This window comes from Halopseudomonas litoralis (assembly GCF_900105005.1).
Classification (GTDB): Bacteria; Pseudomonadota; Gammaproteobacteria; order Pseudomonadales; family Pseudomonadaceae; genus Halopseudomonas; species Halopseudomonas litoralis.
Genome location: NZ_LT629748.1, coordinates 770,429 through 790,693 on the forward strand (window position 1 = coordinate 770,429; position 20,265 = coordinate 790,693).

General features: G+C 58.8%; 22 protein-coding genes. 13 read left to right on the plus strand and 9 right to left on the minus strand.

The features are described 5' to 3' along the window. Positions 1-11 precede the first annotated feature (11 nt). The 12 genes from BLU11_RS03855 (at position 12) to BLU11_RS03910 (ending at position 9,078) form a co-directional block, all read left to right on the plus strand. Positions 12-356, plus strand: a complete 345-nt coding sequence (locus BLU11_RS03855) for an Hpt domain-containing protein (protein ID WP_090272127.1) — start codon at positions 12-14, stop codon at positions 354-356. A 79-nt stretch (positions 357-435) separates the two neighbouring features. Further along, on the plus strand, positions 436-1,713 hold the full coding sequence (locus BLU11_RS03860) for a flagellar hook-length control protein FliK (protein ID WP_157718543.1): 1,278 nt from the start codon (positions 436-438) through the stop codon (positions 1,711-1,713). A gap of 178 nt (positions 1,714-1,891) precedes the next feature. Continuing rightward, complete coding sequence (locus BLU11_RS03865) at positions 1,892-2,386, plus strand: flagellar basal body-associated FliL family protein (protein WP_090272128.1); 495 nt, start codon at positions 1,892-1,894, stop codon at positions 2,384-2,386. A 10-nt stretch (positions 2,387-2,396) separates the two neighbouring features. Continuing rightward, on the plus strand, positions 2,397-3,368 hold the full coding sequence (gene fliM, locus BLU11_RS03870; protein WP_090272129.1) for a flagellar motor switch protein FliM: 972 nt from the start codon (positions 2,397-2,399) through the stop codon (positions 3,366-3,368). Positions 3,369-3,419: 51 nt separating this feature from the next. Further along, complete coding sequence (gene fliN, locus BLU11_RS03875) at positions 3,420-3,887, plus strand: flagellar motor switch protein FliN (RefSeq protein ID WP_090272130.1); 468 nt, start codon at positions 3,420-3,422, stop codon at positions 3,885-3,887. Between the two features lies 1 nt (position 3,888). Next, positions 3,889-4,317 (plus strand): flagellar biosynthetic protein FliO, encoded by a 429-nt coding sequence (fliO, locus tag BLU11_RS03880; protein WP_090272131.1) that lies wholly within the window; start codon positions 3,889-3,891, stop codon positions 4,315-4,317. Continuing rightward, positions 4,314-5,066 carry a flagellar type III secretion system pore protein FliP gene (fliP, locus tag BLU11_RS03885; RefSeq protein WP_090272132.1) on the plus strand — a complete coding sequence of 251 codons (753 nt, stop codon included), beginning with the start codon at positions 4,314-4,316 and terminating at the stop codon, positions 5,064-5,066. The genes fliO and fliP overlap by 4 nt, the downstream gene beginning before the upstream one ends. Positions 5,067-5,077: 11 nt before the next feature. Beyond that, positions 5,078-5,347, plus strand: a complete 270-nt coding sequence (gene fliQ / locus BLU11_RS03890) for a flagellar biosynthesis protein FliQ (RefSeq protein ID WP_090272133.1) — start codon at positions 5,078-5,080, stop codon at positions 5,345-5,347. Next, positions 5,347-6,123, plus strand: coding sequence for a flagellar biosynthetic protein FliR (gene fliR, locus BLU11_RS03895; protein WP_090272134.1), 777 nt, complete (start codon positions 5,347-5,349; stop codon positions 6,121-6,123). The genes fliQ and fliR overlap by 1 nt, the downstream gene beginning before the upstream one ends. Next, a complete protein-coding gene (flhB, locus tag BLU11_RS03900) occupies positions 6,123-7,256 on the plus strand; it encodes a flagellar biosynthesis protein FlhB (RefSeq protein ID WP_090272135.1) in 1,134 nt (377 codons plus the stop codon). Before fliR ends, flhB begins: the two co-directional genes overlap by 1 nt. A gap of 104 nt (positions 7,257-7,360) precedes the next feature. Continuing rightward, positions 7,361-8,077 carry an SIMPL domain-containing protein gene (locus BLU11_RS03905; RefSeq protein WP_090272136.1) on the plus strand — a complete coding sequence of 239 codons (717 nt, stop codon included), beginning with the start codon at positions 7,361-7,363 and terminating at the stop codon, positions 8,075-8,077. Between the two features lie 131 nt (positions 8,078-8,208). Beyond that, a complete protein-coding gene (locus tag BLU11_RS03910; RefSeq protein ID WP_090272137.1) occupies positions 8,209-9,078 on the plus strand; it encodes an alpha/beta fold hydrolase in 870 nt (289 codons plus the stop codon). 57 nt (positions 9,079-9,135) lie between these two features. Here the strand turns inward: BLU11_RS03910 and BLU11_RS03915 are convergent, their stop codons facing one another. From BLU11_RS03915 to ectA, 5 genes are read right to left on the minus strand one after another with little or no spacing between them, the layout of a single operon-like run. After that, complete coding sequence (locus BLU11_RS03915; RefSeq protein WP_090272138.1) at positions 9,136-10,566, minus strand: aspartate kinase; 1,431 nt, start codon at positions 10,564-10,566, stop codon at positions 9,136-9,138. 37 nt (positions 10,567-10,603) lie between these two features. After that, positions 10,604-11,521 carry an ectoine hydroxylase gene (gene thpD, locus BLU11_RS03920; RefSeq protein WP_172828667.1) on the minus strand — a complete coding sequence of 306 codons (918 nt, stop codon included), beginning with the start codon at positions 11,519-11,521 and terminating at the stop codon, positions 10,604-10,606. A gap of 24 nt (positions 11,522-11,545) precedes the next feature. After that, positions 11,546-11,935 (minus strand): ectoine synthase, encoded by a 390-nt coding sequence (locus tag BLU11_RS03925; protein ID WP_090272139.1) that lies wholly within the window; start codon positions 11,933-11,935, stop codon positions 11,546-11,548. Between the two features lie 13 nt (positions 11,936-11,948). Beyond that, positions 11,949-13,235 carry a diaminobutyrate--2-oxoglutarate transaminase gene (ectB, locus tag BLU11_RS03930; RefSeq protein ID WP_090272140.1) on the minus strand — a complete coding sequence of 429 codons (1,287 nt, stop codon included), beginning with the start codon at positions 13,233-13,235 and terminating at the stop codon, positions 11,949-11,951. Continuing rightward, on the minus strand, positions 13,232-13,759 hold the full coding sequence (ectA, locus tag BLU11_RS03935) for a diaminobutyrate acetyltransferase (protein WP_090272141.1): 528 nt from the start codon (positions 13,757-13,759) through the stop codon (positions 13,232-13,234). The genes ectB and ectA overlap by 4 nt, the downstream gene beginning before the upstream one ends. Positions 13,760-14,101: 342 nt before the next feature. Here ectA and speA point away from each other — a divergent pair, with 342 nt between their 5' ends. Beyond that, positions 14,102-16,018: an arginine decarboxylase gene (speA, locus tag BLU11_RS03940; protein ID WP_090276225.1), complete on the plus strand. Its 1,917-nt coding sequence runs from the start codon at positions 14,102-14,104 to the stop codon at positions 16,016-16,018. On the opposite strand, the gene ligB is transcribed toward speA, so the two are convergent. The 4 genes from ligB to BLU11_RS03960 form a co-directional block, all read right to left on the minus strand. Next, positions 16,019-17,665, minus strand: coding sequence for an NAD-dependent DNA ligase LigB (gene ligB / locus BLU11_RS03945; RefSeq protein WP_090272142.1), 1,647 nt, complete (start codon positions 17,663-17,665; stop codon positions 16,019-16,021). It abuts the gene before it with no gap. Positions 17,666-17,826: 161 nt separating this feature from the next. Further along, entirely contained in the window at positions 17,827-18,477 is a 651-nt protein-coding gene (locus BLU11_RS03950; RefSeq protein ID WP_090272143.1) for a 7-cyano-7-deazaguanine/7-aminomethyl-7-deazaguanine transporter, read from the minus strand. A gap of 123 nt (positions 18,478-18,600) precedes the next feature. Further along, positions 18,601-19,560, minus strand: a complete 960-nt coding sequence (locus tag BLU11_RS03955) for an alpha/beta fold hydrolase (RefSeq protein WP_090272144.1) — start codon at positions 19,558-19,560, stop codon at positions 18,601-18,603. A 233-nt stretch (positions 19,561-19,793) separates the two neighbouring features. Next, positions 19,794-20,237: a hypothetical protein gene (locus BLU11_RS03960; protein ID WP_090272145.1), complete on the minus strand. Its 444-nt coding sequence runs from the start codon at positions 20,235-20,237 to the stop codon at positions 19,794-19,796. Between the last annotated feature and the right edge of the window lie 28 nt (positions 20,238-20,265).

The following is a 20,265-nucleotide window of genomic DNA, read 5'->3' on the forward strand; positions in this document are numbered from 1 at the left end:
CGGATACCCCCATGCCTGAACGACTTTCCGATCTCGATCCGGATGTACAGACCATGCTCCGTGACCTGATGCAGGATGACTACGGTGTATTGTTGCAAACCTTTCTGCAGGACACCGACCGGCGACTATGCCAGTTGCATGAGAGTCTCGACCGCCACAATTGGGAAAGCTTCCGCCAGGCCGCCCACAGCTTCAAGGGCAGTTGCGGCAATATGGGCGCGCTGGCTCTGCTTCAGGCTTGTCAGCAAGCCGAAGAGGCGGCAGCGAATGCCGACTCGATCACTGCGGCTCACGTCTGCGACCTGATCGACCGCCTCTGTCTGCGCATCAGGCCCCAGTTGACCTGCCCGAACTGATCACTCACTGCGTTTATGGCCCGGACTTTGCTATATCCATGTATCAAACGTCTATTTGCGTCTTCATGGAGAGTGCCCGATGTCTGCCAGCCAGCCTTTGATGGCTCTGATGAGTACCGATGTGCGGTCAGCCGCCAGGGTCGACAATGTCCGTGCTGCCTCGCCTGCAGACAGTCAGGGGGACTTCGCCGGGCTGTTGGCCGAACAACTGCCAGCGGAGCTGGAGTCGGCATTGAACCAGCTGAACCCGGAACAGCGGGATGCTCTGGAGCAGGCTGCGCTTGCCGCAGACGGCAAGACCTTGCCGCCACAGCTGCAGGATTGGCTGGAGCACTTGCCGTTGGATGATGACGCAGCTGAGCAGACCGGCGAGAGTGCGCTCGGTGTCATCGGGCAATGGATGCAGTGGTTGCAGGAGTCGGCCAGCCCGAACGCGGGACAGCCGCAGGCATCCGCAGCAGCGGGAACAACTACACATACCTTGGGTGGCCGCGAGGCAGTTGGCGGCATGCAAGTGACCGTCGATGGCGAGACGGCTGATCCGGACATGGACAGCGGGCAGGGCGGTCGTGAACTGTCAGCCAGGGAGCAGCTGGACCGACAGCCGGCCAGCCGGGAGCAGCCGCTCACCAATGATCTGAACCGACCGTCACGCCAGACCGCCAATGCCCAGCAGAACGTCCAGCAGGATTTCTCCGCTGCGCTGCAGCGCGCCGCTGGCACCCATGCTGACAGTCAGGCATTGCCTTCAGCCATGCTCGGCAAGCTGGCGGAGCAGCTGGAACGGGCCAGCACCAACCGCGGCAGCGGAGAAACCGATGCGATTGATGGCCTGGCGCGACCGGGATCCTACAGTGCCGCTGCCGCAGCATTGACCGCGCGCCCGGTAGCAGCGCCGACGCAAGCCATGGGCGTGCCCTTCGGTCAGCCAAGCTGGGGCGAAGCGATGGTCGAGAAAGTCATGTGGATGTCCAGCCAGAACCTGCGCAGCGTTGAGATTCAGTTGGACCCCGCCGAGCTGGGCCCGCTGGAAATCCACATCCAGCAGCGCGGTCAGGAGTTGCAGGTCCAGTTTGTCAGCCAGAACCCATCCGTGCGTGAAGCGCTGGAAGCCCAGATGCATCGGCTGCGTGACATGTTCGGCCAGCAGGGGATGGAGCAGGCGGAGGTTACCGTGGCGGATCGTTCAGCAGGCGAACAGTCGCGCCAGGGTGATGGTCAATCGGCTGAGCGATCTGCCGCGCAGGCGCAGGACCGCAGTACCCTGAGTGTCGGGAACAAAGACGACGTACTTGAGCAGCCGGCGCTCACGACACAATGGTCGCCGGTGCAGCGGCTGGTGGATTATTACATCTGACGCTGGGCTGCGATGATTTTGCCTGCTGAAATACGTTGAATATAAGACATTTCCCACCCATGGCTTTATCCTAGCCGGGCATCTGCGGCCAACGGCTGCGAGCACGGCTTTTCTGGCATGATCAATGCACATACTCATATAAACGGGCTTGGCCCGCATCTGGCGACGGAATTTTGTCATGGCAAAGAATCAGGCAGGGGCTGTGGAAGCGGCGCCATCCAACAAGCGCAAACAGCTGATGCTGATCTGCATCGGTCTGGCAGCATTGCTGCTTTCTGTCGGCGGAGTCGCTTATGCGTTGCTGGCGAACAAGGACGACAGCACCGCTGCCGTCAGTCAGGAAGCTGTCAAGCTGCCGGCATTGTATCAGCCGTTGGAACCCGCTTTTACCGTGAACTATGCTCATGGCGGTCGGCAGCGTTATATGCAGGCCAACGTAGTACTGATGGGGCGTGATCCGGAAGCGATGGCAGCCGCGGCCGAACATCTTCCGTTGATCCGCAATCGACTGGTCATGCTGTTCAGCAGCGCGGAATTTGAAACCCTGATGACGGCTGAAGGCAAGGAGGCATTGCGCGCCCAGGCTACCCTTGCGGTGCAGGAACTGATGGAACAGGAGCTCGGGAAATCGGTCATTGAATCGGTACTGTTCACCAATCTGGTTCTGCAATAGGAATAATAATATGGCGGTTCAGGATCTACTTTCCCAAGATGAAATCGATGCTCTGCTGCACGGGGTCGACGAAGGTGTAATAGACGACGAGCAGGACAGCCAACCGGGTGCGGTAAAAAGTTATGACCTGACCAGTCAGGACCGCATCGTGCGTGGCCGCATGCCCACGCTGGAAATGATCAACGAGCGCTTTGCCCGTTACACCCGCATCAGCATGTTCAACCTGTTGCGCCGTTCCGCCGATGTATCGGTAGGCGGGGTTCAGGTAATGAAGTTCGGCGAATACGTGCACACGCTATATGTGCCGACCAGCCTCAACCTGGTGAAAATGAAGCCGCTGCGTGGTACCGCGCTGTTCATTCTGGATGCCCGGCTGGTATTCAAGCTGGTTGACAATTTTTTCGGCGGTGATGGCCGACATGCCAAGATCGAAGGGCGTGAATTCACTCCCACCGAACTGCGTGTGGTGCGCATGGTGCTGGAACAGTCCTTCGCCGATCTGCGTGAAGCCTGGCAGGCAGTCAAGGATGTGCAGTTCGAATACGTCAACTCGGAGGTCAACCCGGCATTGGCCAATATCGTCAGCCCCAGCGAAGTGGTGGTGGTGTCGACCTTCCACATCGAGCTTGATGGTGGCGGTGGTGAAATGCATGTGACCTTCCCTTATTCGATGATCGAGCCGCTGCGTGAAGTACTGGATTCCGGCGTGCAATCGGATGTGGACGAACATGACGAACGCTGGGTACGGGCGCTGCGCGAGGAGATCACCGCTGCCAAGGTACCCTTGAGTTCCACGGTGGTTCGCCGCGAACTCAAGTTGCGCGACCTGCTGAGCATGCAGGCGGGTGACGTGATTCCGGTGGAAATGCCCGAGCATATGGTGATGTGCGCCAATGGCGTGCCGACCTTCAAGGCCCGGCTCGGGTCGGTAAAGGGCAATCTGGCACTGCAGATTCTCGGGCCGATCACGCGTCCGCGCTGATTGACCCGCAACCGCAGTACTCTTGAAAGAGATAAACGAGGATCAGGCAAGATGGCTGAGGACAAACAGGACGACATCAGTCCGGAAGAGCAGGCGCTGGCCGATGAATGGGCGGCAGCGCTGGATGAGGCTGGCAATGCCAGTCAGGACGACATCGATGCATTGCTGGGAGGCAGCGATGGCTCCAGGCCGATGCCGATGGAGGAATTCAGTGCTTCCGAGCGTCTTCCAGCCGGCGAGTTGTTTGGTGGTGCCGACGGTCCCAACCTGGACGTGATTCTGGATATCCCGGTGACCATTTCGATGGAAGTGGGCAATACCGATATCACCATCCGCAACCTGCTGCAGCTCAATCAGGGCTCGGTGGTGGAGCTGGATCGTTTGGCGGGGGAGCCGCTGGATGTGAAGGTCAACGGCACCTTGATCGCCCATGGCGAAGTGGTGGTGGTCAACGAGAAGTTCGGCATCCGTCTGACCGACGTGATCAGCCAATCCGAACGCATCAAGAAGTTGAGTTGACATGTCCTTGCTGCGCGCGCTGATTACAGCGTCGACGGTATGTCTATCATTGCCGCTGGCCGCAGCGCCGGCGGCCACGCAGAACGAATCCGGGACCACGCTGATCGGGCAGCTGGCCCAGCTGGGGCTGGGGTTGGTCATCGTCGTCGGGCTGATTTTTCTGCTTGGCTATCTGATGCGACGGGTCGGCCCGATGGCGTCGCAGGGCGGGCAACACATCCGGTTGGTCAGCAGCTACCCGCTGGGGCCGCGTGATCGGCTGGTACTGGTCGACGTTGGCGGGCAACAGATGCTGCTGGGTATCTCGCCCGGCCGCATCAATACCCTGCACGTATTCGACGAGCCGGTAGCCGATGCGGAGGGCGGTGCGGTGAGCGGCGATTTTGCCCGTAAGCTGCAGGCGATACTCAAACGGGAGCAGAAGCCATGATCCGCTGGAGTCTGTTGCTGCTGATGTTACTGGCGCCGATGGTATTCGCGCAATCGGCGGGCGACCCGCTGAGCCTGCCGGCCATTACTCTGACCACCGACGCCGAGGGCGAGCAGACCTACTCGGTCAGTCTGCAGATTCTGCTGTTGATGAGCGCCCTGACGTTCATTCCGGCGTTTGTAATGATGATGACCAGCTTTACCCGCATCATCATAGTTTTCGCCATTCTGCGTCAGGCGCTGGGGTTGCAGTCCACGCCATCGAGCCAGATTCTGGTGGGGTTGGCGCTGTTTCTGACCCTGTTCATCATGGCGCCGGTATTCGAACGCATCAATGAAAGCGCGCTGCAGCCTTACCTGGACGAGCAACTGGCACCGCAGCAGGCGCTGGAGCAGGCCAGTGTGCCATTGCGCGAATTCATGCTGGCGCAGACCCGCGAAACGGATCTGGAACTCTTTGTCCGCCTGGCCAAGCGCACCGATCTGACCGGTCCGGATGAAGTACCGTTCCACATCCTGGTGCCGGCCTTCGTTACCTCCGAATTGAAGACGGCTTTTCAGATCGGCTTCATGATCTTTATTCCGTTTCTGGTAATTGATCTGGTGGTCGCCAGTGTGTTGATGGCCATGGGTATGATGATGCTGTCGCCACTGATCATCTCATTGCCATTCAAGATCATGCTGTTTGTGTTGGTGGATGGTTGGGCGTTGATCATAGGTACGCTGGCCGCCAGTTTCGCAGTCACATAGGAGTACCGCGTATGACGCCTGAAATCGCTGTTGATCTGTTCCGGCAGGCGATCTGGCTGACTACCGTGATGGTGGCGGTCATTGTCCTGCCGAGTCTGGCGGTAGGCCTGATGGTGGCGGTATTTCAGGCCGCAACCCAGATTAACGAGCAAACCCTGAGCTTCCTGCCGCGCCTGCTGTTCACCTTCATGACCTTGATTGCATTGGGTCCCTGGCTGGTGCGCGAGTTGATCGAGTTCACCGAGCAGCTATATCACAATATTCCCGGATTGATTGGCTGATGATCGAGTTGGCCGGCAGCGATATCGGCCGCTGGGTAGCGGGTTACCTGTGGGTACTGTTTCGTATCGGCGCGCTGTTCATGACAATGCCGGTGATAGGCACGGCCTTGATTCCGGTGCGCATTCGTCTCTATTTCGCTCTGGCCCTGACCTTTCTCGTGGCGCCGCAGATCGCCAGTGTGCCTCAGCTGGATGCGCTGGCGCTGAGCACCTGGGTGGTGATCGGCGAGCAGATCCTGATCGGCGCGGCAATGGGCTTTCTGTTGCAGCTGCTGTTCCAGATCCACGTGGTGGCCGGGCAGATAGTCGCCATGCAGATGGGCCTGGGCTTCGCTTCGATGAACGATCCGGCCATGGGGATTTCCGTGGCGGTGGTGGCGCAGGTGTTCACCATGCTGGTCACGCTGCTGTTTCTGGCCATGAATGGACACCTGGTGGTCATTGAGGTGCTGGTCGAGAGTTTCACCACCTTGCCCATCGGCGAGACGCTGCAGGCGGCGCACTTCCAGACGCTGGTGTTGCGCTTTTCCTGGGTCATGGCGGCGGCATTGCTGATCGGTCTACCGGCCATTACCGCACTGTTGATCGTCAACCTGTCTTTCGGGGTGATGATGCGTGCCGCGCCGCAGTTGAATATCTTCTCCATCGGCTTTCCGCTGACACTGGTTTTCGGTTTGTTCATCCTCTGGGTACTACTGGGCAGTGCGGCGGAGCAATATCACCTGTTTGCCTCTGAAGCACTGGTCTGGCTGCGCGAAATGGTCGGTGCGCGCTGATGGCCGAGGATAGCGGTCAGGAACGCACAGAAGACCCCACGGCGAAACGCCAGAAGGAGTCCCGTGAAAAAGGGCAGGTGGCCCGCTCTAAGGAACTCAACACCCTGGCGGTGGTGATGGTCGCTGCGCTGGGGCTGTTGATGCTCGGCCCGGAAATGGCTCGCAAGCTGATGGATCTGATGGTCTACAACTTCTCGCTGGAGCGTGAAGTACTGTTCAGCACCGATACCATGGGGCTGCATCTGCTGGACTCCATTCGCCAGGGCTTCAGTGTGCTGGGGCCGTTGTTTCTGATGCTGCTGATTGCCGCGCTGGTCGGCCCGGTGATGCTTGGCGGCTGGCTGTTCAGTGCCAAGCTGCTGGCACCCAAAGGGGAGCGTCTCAATCCGCTGGCAGGTATCAAGCGGATGTTCTCGATCAAGGCGCTGGTTGAGCTGCTCAAGGCATTGGGCAAGTTCTTCGTCGTACTGGCCATGGCATTGCTGGTGCTCTATATGCGCACCGATGATTTGCTGGCGCTGAGCAATGAATCTCTGCCCGGGGCGATTTTCCACAGTGGCTGGGTGCTCGGCACCTCGCTGTTGCTGCTGGCCTGCTCATTGATCCTGATTGCTGCGGTGGATGTGCCGTTCCAGATATGGGACAACAAGCAGAAGACGCGCATGACCAAGCAGGAAGTGCGTGATGAGTACAAGGATTCCGAAGGCAAACCCGAGGTCAAATCACGGGTGCGCCAGTTGCAACGGGAAATGGCCGAGCGGCGTATGATGGGTGAAGTGCCCAAGGCCGATGTGGTGATCACCAACCCGACGCATTACGCGGTAGCGTTGAAATACGATCCGGTGCACTCCGGGGCGCCGGTAGTATTGGCCAAGGGGGCGGATTTTCTGGCACAGAAGATTCGCGAAGTGGCGACCGAGCATGATGTGATCATTCTCGAATCACCGCCGCTGGCGCGAGCGGTGTATCACAGCACCGAGCTGGACCAGCCGATTCCTGCCGGGCTGTACCTGGCAGTGGCTCAGGTACTGGCCTATGTCTACCAGGTGCGCCAGTTCCATGAGGGCAAAGGCAAACGCCCCGGCCCAATGCCGCCGCCACCGATACCGGATGATTTGCGCCGGGATGAGTAAAGCTGGCTGACCTCCTTCGTGGGCAAGCAGTGCCGGGCTTGCGGTTGATTGCTGCGGACGGGTATAAGCTTAACAGCTGATATTCAAATGGCAGGAGCACGATGATGTCTGACAGTTCACGTATTTCGTTGTTTGCGGTAGTGGCGGCGGCATTGCTGGCGTTGGCACTGGCTTTCATGGCAGTGAGTATCAAGACCGGTCTGTTGCAGTTTCGCGACGCCGATCGGGTGGTCAGCGTCAAGGGGCTGGCTGAGCGTGAGGTGGAAGCGGATCTGGCCCTGTGGCCGATCAACTTCACTGTGCTGGGCGATGGCCTGGACGCGTTGCAGAGTGATATCGAAACCCAGCAGAACCTGATTCGCTCCTTTCTGTTGCTCAAGGGTTTTGCCGAAAGCGATCTGCAGCTCGCCATGCCGAAGATCACTGATCAGCATGCCAACCTGTATGGCTCGAACATGCCGCCGCAGCGTTACCGTGCCGAAGTGACGGTGCTGGTGCGTACCGGGAACATCGAGCAGATCAAAAGCGGTATGCAGAGCGTTGGTGAACTGGTCAAGTCCGGGGTCGCACTGACCCAGAGTTACGAACATCAGCCGCAATTCATCTTCACCCAGCTCAATTCGATCAAGCCGGAAATGATTGCGTTGGCGACCCAGGAGGCGCGGGCCGCTGCGGATCAGTTTGCGCGCGATGCGGGAGCCGAGGTGGGTAGTATTCGGCGTGCTTCGCAGGGGTATTTCTCGATCGAGGACGTGGACCCTTACACACCGGAAATCAAGAAGGTGCGCGTGGTCACCAGCGTTGACTATATCCTGCGTTGAGCTGAGCACTGTTGATGCTGCTGCCAAGGTTGGGCGGCGCAATCTATAGCATCAATAAGCGCAGCGGGAGCCTGACAGGGCGGGACTCGCGTAATAGACTGGTGCATCCTGTTTCAGCAAGTGGTGTGTTGATGACGTTGTTGCCCTGGTCTCATCTGTGTTCCGCCGGCTTCACTCTGCGTGGCTGGCATACGCTGCCCAGCGGTAAGCCGCTGCTGCATTTCATTCATGGCAATGGTTTCTGCTGCCGTACCTACGAGCCGATGCTGGCGCTGCTTGCCGAGCATTTCGACCTTTGGTTGTGCGATATGCAAGGTCATGGCGACAGTGATCACGGTGGTACGTTCGTTGGTTGGAATCGCAGCGCCGAGCTGGCGGTGGAGGCCTTCGTTGCCGGCAAGGTGATATTTGGCCAAGTACCGCGCTACGCTCTTGGCCATAGTTTTGGCGGGGTTATGACCAGCCTGATGCTGGCGGCCCACCCGCAGATGTTCCAGCGGGCCGTCTTGCTCGACCCGGTACTCTTCCCGCAGCTGGAGATGTTGAAGCGCGGTCTGCTGGGCTCGCTGGTGCGTAATCCGTTGGCCGAGGGTACGCGTAAACGCCGTAGCCAATGGCCGGATCGGCAGTCGGCTTTCGATAAATTACAGGGGCGCGGCATTTTCCAAGGCTGGGCAGAAGCTGGTTTGCGCGCGCATATTGCCCATGCATTGCGCGATGAGCCGGGGCAGGGCGTGGTACTCAAGTGTGCGCCCACCCGGGAGGCTGAAATTTTCGAGTCGGCACCACGCGGCTTATGGCGCGCCGTGCGCCGGATCCAGACGCCGGTGCGGCTGATTCACGGTGACAGGACTTATCCCTTCGTAAGGCAGTCTGCCGAGCGATTGGCAGCATCGAACCCACACGTCACTGTTGATCAGCTGCCCGGTGGGCATTGTTTCATGCAGGAGGATCCGGAGCCGGCGGCGCAGCGGGTGGTCAAGTTTCTATTGTCGCAATAGCGTAGCGCCCGAACGTGGACTGGGCGCTACATCCTGAAGGGCAGCTCGGCCCCGGTATCAGGCAGCGACGATAACGTCGCCGTGATTCTCCGGTTCGATCAGTGCCTGGTGCAGCGCTACTACCGCGGCGTCGTAATCTTCTTCATTGATGATGCACTGCATCTCCACCTGACGGATTGACTGGTGGATCGCCTGGATGCTGATGTCCGCCTTGGCCAGCGCCGCGACCGTCTTGGCCAGGATGCCCTTGACCTTGAGGTCTGAGCCAATGGCCGAGACGATGGCAATGTTATGCAGGTGCAGGTCGGCCATCGGGTAGCGTTCCTTGATCAGGCGGATCGCCCGAGTCAAAGCCTTGCGCGAGCCTGAGATGTAATAGGTGATGCTGTTGGCATCCGAATCCTTGTTCACTACATACAATTTCAGCTGCTTGAGCAGACGAGTGATCTCGATGTCATAGCCGACATCACCGAGCATTTCCTGATCGAAGACTTCCAGCCCGAATACATCCTTACGCCCGGCGATGATTTCCACGCAGGGTTTTTCGCTGCAGTAGTTCTGGCTGATGGTGGTGCCGCCATGATCCGGTTCGAAGGCGTTCTTGATACGCAGTTGAATACCGGCCCGACGCAGTGTGCGTGCAGCTCGGGGGTGGATGGCTTCCATCCCCAGGTTGGACAGCTGGTCGGCTACGTCATAGTTGGTGCGGCCGATGGTGACAACCTTGTCGACGCCCACCTGGTTCGGGTCAGCGCTGGACAGGTGATACTCCTTGTGGATGATCGCTTCATGGGCGCCGGTGCTGGCGGCAATCTGCGCGAAAGTGATTTCGCTGTAGCCACGATCAAAGGTATTCATCAGCCCTTCACCGCAATGCGTATAACCGGTGGCAACCACCAGTTCACGGCTGAGGTCGATGCCGGCAAAGCTGTCGCTGATCATGTCCTGAAAGCTTTTGGGTTCGCTCTGGTTCCAGCCGGTCAGGTCGACCATGCGCGCATTTACCCCGCTCTTCTTCAGCGCCAATACGGTGTTGAAGGCACTATGCGCTTCGCCAAGCGAGGCAAGCATTTCGCGGACCTTGATCAATTGGCCGGTCAGCTGGAAGTGCCCGTAGGAACACAGTTGCTGAAGGCTGAGCATGCAGTCGCGAGCATCGTTGATGCGGCCATTGATGAAGCGGTCAGCTGCCTGGCGCTCGTAATCACCGGTGAAGAGCTCGGCGTTTTTTGCCAGCATGCGATCACGCACTTTCTCCAGGGCTTCGGCCCAGGCGTCCTCATTGTCTGCATCGGCGAAGCGTTCATATACACCCGGCTCGCCGCTTTTCTTGTGTTCCAGCAGCAAGTCGGTCATGCCGCCATAGGCGGAGACCACAAAGATGCGGTTATAGATTTCAGCGTTACGACGTTCGCCGATAAAGAGGGTATTCAGTACTTCGTCGAAGCGGCTCATGGATGTGCCGCCGATTTTTTCTACTGTATGCATAATCCCGGTTCTTTTTTGAAATGAATGTCGTCCCTGCTCACGGATACTGCTGAGGGCCTATCTCCAGCGGCTCGACCGGGCCGCGCTCGGCGACGAAGTCGGGACGTGGGGGCCTGCCGTCAAAGGGCGTGGTCGGCAGGTTGTCTACATGGTTGTAGACGAAGAACAGATTGCTGCGCGGGCTGGGAGTAATATTGCTGTTGGACCCATGCAGAGTATTGCAGTCGAACAATACTATGCTGCCGGCCTTGCCGGTGGCTTGAGCAACCCCACCCTGATCAACCAGTTTGCTGAGGCTGTCATCATCGGGGATACCGAACTCCTGCCGACGCAGGGAGCTTTCGTAATGGTTTTCCGGGGTCTTGCCGACACAGCCTATATAGTGCTCATGCGAGCCCGGAATCAGCATCAATGGGCCATTCCAGGGGTTGTTATCGGTCAAGAGCACCGAGCAACTGATGGTGCGCATGCGCGGCAACCCATCCTCGGTATGCCAGGTCTCGAAATCGGAATGCCAGTAGAACTCCTTGCCTTGGAAGCCAGGTTTGAAATTCAGTCTGGACTGGTGCACGTAGATATCACCGCCCAACAGGAAGCGAACCAACCCAGCGGTACGCTCATCCCGGGCAACCCGGGCCAGCAGTGGGTTGCTGCGATGAATGGCGAACGCCGAGCGCAAGGCGCCACTGTCGGGTTCGCGAATGGCTGCAGGCGATCCCAGTACCTCCGGGTCGCGGCTCATGCGCTCAAGCTCTTGCTTGAACACGGCGACTTCTGCTGCGGTGAAGACCTCCGGTAGAACCAGAAAGCCATCGCGCTTGAAGCGCGACAGCTGTTCCATGGTCAGCGGGGCATCCTGCAGATCCTGCCGGTAGATAACCGGATCGATCCGTTGTTGCCAGCTGGGTGCTTTGTGCTGGCGTGACGGGTAAAGGTCAGCTTGCACGGTAGACATTATTTCTCCTGATCTTGTGACAGTTCAGGCCAGGTCGGCGGGGTAGACGCCGTTTTCATCATGTACTTCCCGGCCGGTCAGTGGCGGGTTGAACACGCAGGCCATTTTCATGTCCTCGGTGCCACCGCGCAGCATGTGCTCATCGTTCTTGTCGAGAATGTACAAAGTGCCCGGTTCGATCTTGTAGATCTTGCCGTCGGCCAGTGTTTCGATCTCGCCATTGCCGCTCATGCAATACACTGATTCCAAATGGTTTTGATACCAGATATGCGTTTCGGTTCCAGCGTAAATAGTGGTGATATTGAAAGAGAAGCCCATCTGGTCTTCCTTCAGGATCATCCGGGTACTGTCCCAGGTCTCGGTCACTACCTTGCGTTCGGATGCTTCACAGTCTTTCAGGTTGCGTACGATCATGTGATTCTATTCCTCAGGATGCTTGATTCTTGACGTCGGCGCTCATTACTTTGGCAAAGGCTGCGTCAAGAATGGTCATGGCCTTGTCTATCTGCTGTTCACTGATGATCAGCGGGCACAGGCATTTGACTACCTGGCTGTGGTTGCCGCTGGTTTCGATGATCAGTCCGTTTTCAAAAGCCTCACGGCAGATGGCGGCGGCGGTGTCGCCGTCCGGGCAGCTGATACCGATCATCATGCCGCGGCCTTTGACGAACAGTGAATCGGGGCCATGGCGGCGGACGATTTTCTGCATGCGTTCGCGAATCATCGTGCCCTTGGCCTTGACGCTGTCGGCGAATTCCGTATCGGTCCAGAAATGCTCCAGAGCAGCGGCAGCGGTGACGAAAGCGTGATTGTTACCGCGGAAGGTACCGTTGTGCTCGCCCGGCTCCCACTGGTCCAGTTCGCGGCGCATGACTACCACGGCGAAGGGCAGGCCATAACCGCTGAGCGATTTGGACAGGGTGATGATGTCGGGCTTGATGCCCATTTCCTCAAAGCTGAAGAAGGTACCGGTACGGCCACAACCAGCCTGAATGTCGTCGACGATCAGCAACATGTCGTGTTTGCGGCAGAGCTTCTCCAGCTTGCGCATCCACTCGGCGGAGGCGGCATTCAGGCCACCTTCGCCCTGAACCACTTCAACGATAACCGCGGCCGGCTTGTCCACGCCGCTGCTCGGATCGGAGAGCAGCTTATCCATCATCGAGATGGTGTTGACCTTGTCGCCGAAGTAATTGTCGTAGGGCATGCGGCTGACATCGGTCAGCGGTACGCCGGCGGCGCCACGGTGGTGCTGGTTACCGGTAGCAGCCAGGGCGCCGATGGAGCAGCCATGGAAGCCGTTGGTAAAGCTGATCACGTTGCTGCGACCGGTAACCTTGCGCGCCAGTTTCAGAGCCGCTTCGACGGCGTTGGTGCCGGTGGGGCCGCTGAACTGGACAACGTAGTCACCAAAACCGCGAGGGTTGAGGATGACCCGGTCGAAGGTTTCCAGAAAGCGTTCCTTGGCAGCGGAATACATATCCAAGCCATGAGTCACACCGTCGTGCTGCAGGTATTCGATCAGAGCTTTCTTCATGACCGGATGGTTGTGGCCATAGTTCAGCGTGCCGGCGCCGGCGAGAAAGTCGATATAGGATTTGCCGTCGCGGGTAAACAGCTCGGCGCCGCGGGCCTGGTCGAAAATGACCGGGAAGGAGCGGCAGTAGCTGCGAATACCGGATTCGTTCTGTTCAAACTGTTCAAAAGTGTTCATACAGTCTCCTGGTTATCAAGTTGGACTGGTAAGGCAAAGGGACCGGCGCGATACAGCACTTCATCATCATGCTGGCCGTTGAAATGGTGGGCCCGGCTGAATACCACCTCGGTGCTGGCGGTCACACCCAGCTGGCGGAAGGCCTTGGCGAACAGCGCTTCGGAGGCGCCATTGCCGGGAGAAATCGTGGTTTCGAGCCAGCACACGCCGTCAGCGGCGGTGCGCTCGACCAGCGCCATCAGCATGCTGATACCCAGCCCCTGACCGCGCATGCTGTCGTCCACGGCGACCTGCCAGATGAACAGCGTGTCCGGACGCTCCGGTGGACGATAACCGGAAATGAAGCCGACCAGCTCGCCGTTGCTGTTGTCAGCGGCGATGGAGGTGGCGGCGAAGTGGGAGCATTGCAGCAGGTTGCAATAGACGGAGTTGGTATCCAATGGAGGGCAGCGCTCGATCAACTGGTTGAGCGCGTAACCATCTGTGTCGCTTGGACGGCGTAGCGAAAATGCGGTGGAAGACATCGTTTCCCGATATTTACTTGTAAATTCATTTTTATGATAAACACATCCAAAAAATTATCACAACCGGCCAATCCCGTGGCTTGTACGCCATGCCGGTTATTACAGGAATGTTTACAGGTGTTATATGTTTGTCACAAATATCGCTATAGCCCCGATACGGCAAGTGCTTCAGCGGGATGCTAATGGGACAGCCGATGAGCTTGAATGATCGATTTTTTCGAGCGGAATTTTTTTATGTAACAGCCTTCTGACTCAGCGGTCGAAGTGGCTGTTATTACGACCAGCGGGAACAAACTGGTTTATCCTGAGACCTGATGAATACAATTCGAGGAGTTTTTCATGGTGTCACCGCGGCGTTCGCGCAAAGAAGATGCTTCCGCCTGGACGGTCGCAGACAGTCGAAGTGTCTACGGCATTCGCCATTGGGGAGCGGGCTACTTCAATGCCAGCGATCGGGGCAATGTCGAGGTATCTCCACGCGCTGCTGCCGATGCGCCGATTGACCTGCACGAACTGGTCGGTCAGTTGCGTGACAGTGGGCTGGATCTGCCGTTGTTGCTGCGCTTTCCGGATATCCTGCAGGACCGTGTGCGGCAGCTGACCGGGGCTTTCGAGCAGAACATCGCCGAGCTCGAGTATGCCAGTGGTTATACCGCGCTGTACCCGATCAAGGTCAACCAGCAGGAGGCGGTGGTGAAGAACATCATTGCCACCGAAAACGTATCCATCGGGCTGGAGGCGGGCTCCAAACCGGAGCTGATGGCCGTGCTGGCCATGGCGCCCAAGGGCGGCACTATCGTCTGCAATGGCTACAAGGATCGCGAGTTCATTCGTCTGGCCTTGCTCGGGCAGAAGCTTGGTCACAATGTGTTCATCGTCATCGAGAAGGAGTCCGAGGTTGGGCTGGTCATCGAGGAGGCGGCAGCCCTCGGCCTGATGCCCCAGGTCGGGCTACGCGTGCGGTTGTCTTCGCTGGCATCGAGCAAGTGGGCGGACACCGGCGGCGAGAAATCCAAGTTCGGGTTGTCTGCTGCGCAGTTGCTGCGTGTTGTCGAGCAGTTCCGTGCTGCCGGGCTGGAAGCCGGCGTGCGGTTGCTGCACTTTCACATGGGCTCGCAGATCGCCAATCTGGCGGATTACCAGCATGGGTTTCGTGAGGCGATTCGTTATTTCGGCGAGCTGCGGGCGTTGGGTCTGCCGGTCGACCATATTGATGTCGGTGGCGGGCTGGGGGTGGATTACGACGGTACCCATTCGCGCAATGCCAGCTCGATCAATTACGACATTTATGAGTATGCGCGTACCGTGGTATCGATGCTGCGCGAATTCTGCGATGAGCAGGGCTTGCCGCACCCGCATATCTTCTCTGAAAGCGGGCGAGCGATGACCGCGCATCATGCGGTGCTGGTGGTGCAGGTGACCGATGTCGAGCGGCATAACGACACCGTGCCGCCGCTCGATGATCTGGATGAACTGCCGCAAGTGGTGCGTGACCTGGTCGGGCTGCTGGGGCAGACGGATATCGAAATGGTCACCGAAACCTATTGGCGGGCTACCCATTACATCAGCGATGTGGCCGCTCAATATGCCGAGGGCAAGGTCACATTGGCGCAGAAGGCGTTGGCGGAACAGTGCTATTACGCCCTATGCAATCGCCTCCATGCCTTGCTCAAGGCACGTCAGCGTTCCCATCGTCAGGTGCTCGACGAGCTGAATGACAAGATGGCGGACAAATACATCTGCAACTTCTCGGTATTCCAGAGCCTGCCGGATACCTGGGCGATCGACCAGGTGCTACCGATCGTGCCACTCAATCGTCTCGATGAAGAACCGCTGCGCCGCGCCGTGCTGCAGGATCTGACCTGTGATTCCGATGGCAAGATTCGCCATTATGTGGACGAGCAGAGTATCGAAAACACCTTGCCGGTGCATGAACTGCGCGACGGCGAGGATTATATGCTGGGTATCTTCATGGTAGGGGCCTATCAGGAGATTCTGGGAGACATGCATAACCTATTCGGTGATACCGACTCGGTGAATGTCTATCAGCTGGATGACGGTCGGGTGGTGCATGGCGGCATCGAAACCCATGACACTATCGAGGACATGCTGCGCTATGTGCATTTCGAGCCGGATGAACTGATGGCTCGTTACCGCGACAAGGTCGCGAGTGCACGCCTGAGCACGGCGGAACGGGCGCGTTATCTGGATATTCTGCGTCTTGGTCTGACGCGCTCATCCTACCTTGGGGGCGGTTGATCACTCAGCCAAAGTGAAGCCATCGATACCGGCAGCTGCCAATCGGACCCGCAATAACGCTACCTGCGGATGACTGAAAAAAGCAACCAACTGCTCGGCCCGGCGTGGCCCTATGTCGGGCAGAGCCTGCCAGTCTGCCCGCGTACGGCTTGCCAGCGCTGACCAGTGTCCGGGCAACTCGGCCCCGCCGGCAGGCGGCATGCTCAACGCCCGTAGCCATTGGCCGAAACCGCGTTCGCTGGCGGGCTTCAGCAGCTCAGGCAGGGAAGAGGCACAGTGCTGCAGCTCAGCCAGAGGATCAAGCCAGTCGAGCAGTCCGGCCAGTTGCCCTGCATCGAGCAGGCACTCCCAGGTGCCGGGGCCGACGCCCGATAAGTCCAGACCCTTGGCACTGCTCAGCCAGGTCAGTCGTGCCAGAAACTGTTCCCGGCAGCCATTTTCCGCAGTCCAGCAGCTTAATGGATGATAACGCTCCGGGTCGGGCACCTTCAGCAGCGGGCGATTGGCTGCTCGGCTGATGACCTCCTGCAGTTGCGGAATAGTCTGTCCCGCCAGCCTGATTGATATCAGATCACCCGGTAGAACATCCAGTTCTTGCCAGCGTTGCAGCGAGCCTGCGCTGACGCGGCGGATGCGGCGGTCGTCGAGCTGGACAGGTTCTAGCTGCAGTACCGGTGTAACCCTTCCGCTGCGCCCGATGCTGAAATCCACTCCGCGTACCCGCGCCAGTGCCTGCTGTGGTGGGTGTTTCCAGGCGATGGCCCAGTATGGGGTCTCGGCTTTCCAGTCAGACGCCTGTGGCCGTTTGCCCTGACGCAGCACCACACCATCGGTGGCAAACTGCAGGGGCTGGCTAAACCAATGTTGGCGTTGGGCCTGGGCGCTGCGCAGGTCGCTGATGGGCAGAGTGTACCGAGCGGTATCCAGTCCCGCCTGGGTCATCTGTGCCAGGCGCTCGCGCATCCCGGCCGAGCCATCGGGCCAGTCCCAGACGAACAAACCTATACCATCAAGCTCCTCAGCGGTGAGTTGTTGGCGATTCATCAGGCCGGCAATGCGGCTGCGCGCACCAGCGCCGCCGTCACGGGATTGCACATGGTCGGATAATCGCCAGTACAGCTCACCCTGCAGCACCAGATTCACGGGGCGTGGCCATTGCTGCAGAACGGCGGGCATGTTTTGCACTGCGGCGGTCCAGTCTTCGCCCTGCCATCCATCGCCGCGGCTGATCGCACGTACCAATCGGCCTTCACGGTATTCCAGGGTAATAGCTACTCCGTCAACTTTGGGCTGGATCCACAGGTCGGTGCGGTTGCGGATCCAGTCAGCTACCTGGGTATCGGTATGAACCTTGGCCAGCCCGGTCTGCGGTACGGCGTGCCCATGCTTGCCGGCGCGTGGCTGGTACCGGGTAGACGATTGCTCGGTAGTACAGGCTTGCCAGTGCTGCAGGCGCAACAACGCCTGATCATATATTTCGTCCGGCACCAACGAACGGCCCTGCTCATGGTAAGCCTGATCCCATTGCTGGATTTGCCGGGCAAGGTGTTCAGCCTCACTGGCCTGCTCGACAGAGAGATCGGTGCAATCGGCGCTGGCCAGACGAATGCCCAGAAAGAGCCCCACACATAACAGTAAGCGCAGCATGACAGCCTCCTTGCCGATTGATCAGTGAGGCAGTGTCGCGGGCGTGGCTGAGGCAGGCAAGCGGCCAGGGCTGAAAATGTGGGCGAGGTGGCATTTCTGGATGGCGCCCAGGCTGCGCAATGAGCACCGATTTATTGGTGTGGGGCTCTCCCACACCAACCTCAGGCGGTGGCGGCCTGCCGACCAGCCAACAGGCGCAGAATGGCGTTCAGCAAGATCCCGTACAGCGGAACGAACAGCATCAAGCTGATAGCCAGTTTGATGACATAGTCCACAGCGGCGATCTCCACCCAGTTGGCTGCCATGAACGCATTGTCGCTGCGCCAGAAGGCCACGGAAAAGAACACGAAGGTATCGATCAGGTTGCCGACAATCATCGCGGCGCTGGGAGCCACCCACCATTGGGGGAGCTTGCGCAGGCGGTCAAAAACCTGGATGTCGAGAAACTGGCCGACCCCATAGGCGAGAAAGCTCGCCAGCGAGATACGCAGTACGAAGTGGTTCAGCTGATTCAAGGTATCAAAGCCACGGAAAGAGCCTTCCTGGAACAGCACAGAGAACACATAGGACACCAGCAGAGCCGGCAGCATGACCCGGGCGATGACTTTGCGCGCAGCTTGTTTACCGAGCAGGCGTACGGTCAGGTCGGTGGCCAGGAAAATGAATGGGAAGCTGAAGGCGCCCCAAGTGGTATGCCAGCCAAACATAGAGAAGGGCAGCTGGACAAGATAGTTGCTGGCGATAATGATGAGAATGTGGAATGCGATCAGGCAGGACAGAGCCATGCGCAGGCGCGAGGGGGTCGAGTTCATGCAGCACCTTTTTGAAGGATGGGGTTAGGGAACCCATGTCGCCGGGATGGCGACGGCGCGTACTATACCTGTTTGCGGTGTTGGCTTCCAGCCAACACCGCAGCATCAGACGACCCGCTTGGCTCAATAATGTCGCTTGAGAAAATCCAGCAGCAGCGGATTCACCTCTTCCGGCTTCTGACTCTGTACCCAGTGACCGCAGCGCTCGATCACGTGCTGCTCAACCTTGGGTATGACCTGGGGCATGCGTTCGATGGTGAAGGTTTCCAGCTTGGCGACCGGATCACGGTCGCCGATGATGAATAGCGCAGGTTGCAGTATCTGCTTGCCGGCCAGATCAGCGGTGCGTTCCCAGTTGCGCTCATAGTTGCGATACCAGTTCAGCGGACCGTGAAAGCCATTGTCCAGATAGGTTTCCACATAGACCTCGAAGGCCTCTGGTGGACACCAGGCCGGCGGGACTTCAGGGTCCGAGTAATCGTCAAGCCAGCGCGAATCAGCTGGCTTGTCCGAGATGAGGCCGTTGTAGCCACCGGAGGGGCGTCCGTGCATTACCTTACGCAACGTACGGGGGATATCCGCTTCCAGTTCCGCCTCGGCCGGGCCGGGCTCCTGAAAGTAGAGGATGTAGAGGAACTTGTCCTTGAAGCGCTCGCGCATCATCTCGATGACCGGGCGCTTAGGGCGGCCGCCGAAGGGCACGGACATGCCGGACACGACCTTGACCCGCTCCGGCTCGAATAGTGCCAGATACCAGGCGATGTTGGCGCCCCAGTCGTGGCCGACCATAGCTACCTGCTGATGTCCGAAGTGATCCATCGCCGCCTGGATATCGCCGCACAGGGTAGGGATGTCATACGCCTCGATTGCAGCGGGCGCACTGCTGCGACCATAGCCGCGCATTTCCGGGGCGAATACGCGGTAGCCGGCGTCAGCCAGTGCCTGCATCTGATGGCGCCAGGAATACCAGCACTCGGGGAATCCATGCAGCAGCCAGACCGGCTGCCCATTGTCCGGTCCGGCGACATGCACGCTGAGCTGGATGTCATTGACATCCAGAATATGTTGTTCTGTTTGCAGCATGGGCACTCTCCGTTTTTGTTTGCCGCCACTATGGCAAATCCATTGCCGACCAGCTTGCTCTATTGGTCGGGCAAATATCATCTGCATGTTCTGACTTATCCAGTACCACCAATAGCTGCAGTTTCTCCGGCGCCTTTGTGCCCTGTGCCGATCTGGATCACAGGATGCCAATTGTTCCTCGAGCATCTGGATAGAAGTGGCTTAAGGACGTGGGCGATGATTTTTCGGGCGAATCAGTCGCCGGCAGCCAGATGAAACTGCCCGCCCTCTGCTTCCAGAGGCCGTAGGCAGGTCTCGCAGAACGTCAGCGAGTCGAGTAGTTGGCCATGATCGACGCCGGACACCTCGCGGGGACGGTTACGCTGCAGATGGCCGTTGAGTGCCTCGATGGTGGTCATGCCGGTACTGATGGGATACCAGTCCATGTCCTCGATACTCCAGGCCAGCCCTGTTTCCGGATCCGGCGGGGGGAGGGTGGCGTCCTCGGAGGCCAGCAACCGGGCCGCTTCCTGAAACTCCAGCGCGGTGAGGTCGATAAACTGGCTCAGCGGGGTAACACCCAGCGTTCGGCACAACGCATCCAGCCCCTGCAGGTGTTCTGTCAGCTGTTGCAGAACGGTGCTGTGGAGCTGGAAGTGGCGCTGGTCCAGAGTGGCTAGGCGCAGGACGGCTGACAAGGGACTCTCCTGGTGTGGGCTTTCAGGA

Excerpts from the sequence above, each read along its gene's own strand:
- fliP (WP_090272132.1), top strand. The coding sequence starts at position 4,314 with ATGATCCGCTGGAGTCTGTTGCTGCTGATGTTACTGGCGCCGATGGTA.
- BLU11_RS03925 (WP_090272139.1), bottom strand. The coding sequence starts at position 11,935 with ATGATCGTACGCAACCTGAAAGACTGTGAAGCATCCGAACGCAAGGTA.
- BLU11_RS03915 (WP_090272138.1), bottom strand. The coding sequence starts at position 10,566 with ATGCATACAGTAGAAAAAATCGGCGGCACATCCATGAGCCGCTTCGAC.
- ectB (WP_090272140.1), bottom strand. The coding sequence starts at position 13,235 with ATGAACACTTTTGAACAGTTTGAACAGAACGAATCCGGTATTCGCAGC.
- fliO (WP_090272131.1), top strand. The coding sequence starts at position 3,889 with ATGTCCTTGCTGCGCGCGCTGATTACAGCGTCGACGGTATGTCTATCA.
- BLU11_RS03905 (WP_090272136.1), top strand. The coding sequence starts at position 7,361 with ATGTCTGACAGTTCACGTATTTCGTTGTTTGCGGTAGTGGCGGCGGCA.
- fliN (WP_090272130.1), top strand. The coding sequence starts at position 3,420 with ATGGCTGAGGACAAACAGGACGACATCAGTCCGGAAGAGCAGGCGCTG.
- BLU11_RS03860 (WP_157718543.1), top strand. The coding sequence starts at position 436 with ATGTCTGCCAGCCAGCCTTTGATGGCTCTGATGAGTACCGATGTGCGG.
- BLU11_RS03910 (WP_090272137.1), top strand. The coding sequence starts at position 8,209 with ATGACGTTGTTGCCCTGGTCTCATCTGTGTTCCGCCGGCTTCACTCTG.
- BLU11_RS03955 (WP_090272144.1), bottom strand. The coding sequence starts at position 19,560 with ATGCTGCAAACAGAACAACATATTCTGGATGTCAATGACATCCAGCTC.
- BLU11_RS03855 (WP_090272127.1), top strand. The coding sequence starts at position 12 with ATGCCTGAACGACTTTCCGATCTCGATCCGGATGTACAGACCATGCTC.
- thpD (WP_172828667.1), bottom strand. The coding sequence starts at position 11,521 with ATGTCTACCGTGCAAGCTGACCTTTACCCGTCACGCCAGCACAAAGCA.
- ectA (WP_090272141.1), bottom strand. The coding sequence starts at position 13,759 with ATGTCTTCCACCGCATTTTCGCTACGCCGTCCAAGCGACACAGATGGT.
- BLU11_RS03950 (WP_090272143.1), bottom strand. The coding sequence starts at position 18,477 with ATGAACTCGACCCCCTCGCGCCTGCGCATGGCTCTGTCCTGCCTGATC.
- ligB (WP_090272142.1), bottom strand. The coding sequence starts at position 17,665 with ATGCTGCGCTTACTGTTATGTGTGGGGCTCTTTCTGGGCATTCGTCTG.
- flhB (WP_090272135.1), top strand. The coding sequence starts at position 6,123 with ATGGCCGAGGATAGCGGTCAGGAACGCACAGAAGACCCCACGGCGAAA.
- fliM (WP_090272129.1), top strand. The coding sequence starts at position 2,397 with ATGGCGGTTCAGGATCTACTTTCCCAAGATGAAATCGATGCTCTGCTG.
- fliR (WP_090272134.1), top strand. The coding sequence starts at position 5,347 with ATGATCGAGTTGGCCGGCAGCGATATCGGCCGCTGGGTAGCGGGTTAC.
- BLU11_RS03865 (WP_090272128.1), top strand. The coding sequence starts at position 1,892 with ATGGCAAAGAATCAGGCAGGGGCTGTGGAAGCGGCGCCATCCAACAAG.
- fliQ (WP_090272133.1), top strand. The coding sequence starts at position 5,078 with ATGACGCCTGAAATCGCTGTTGATCTGTTCCGGCAGGCGATCTGGCTG.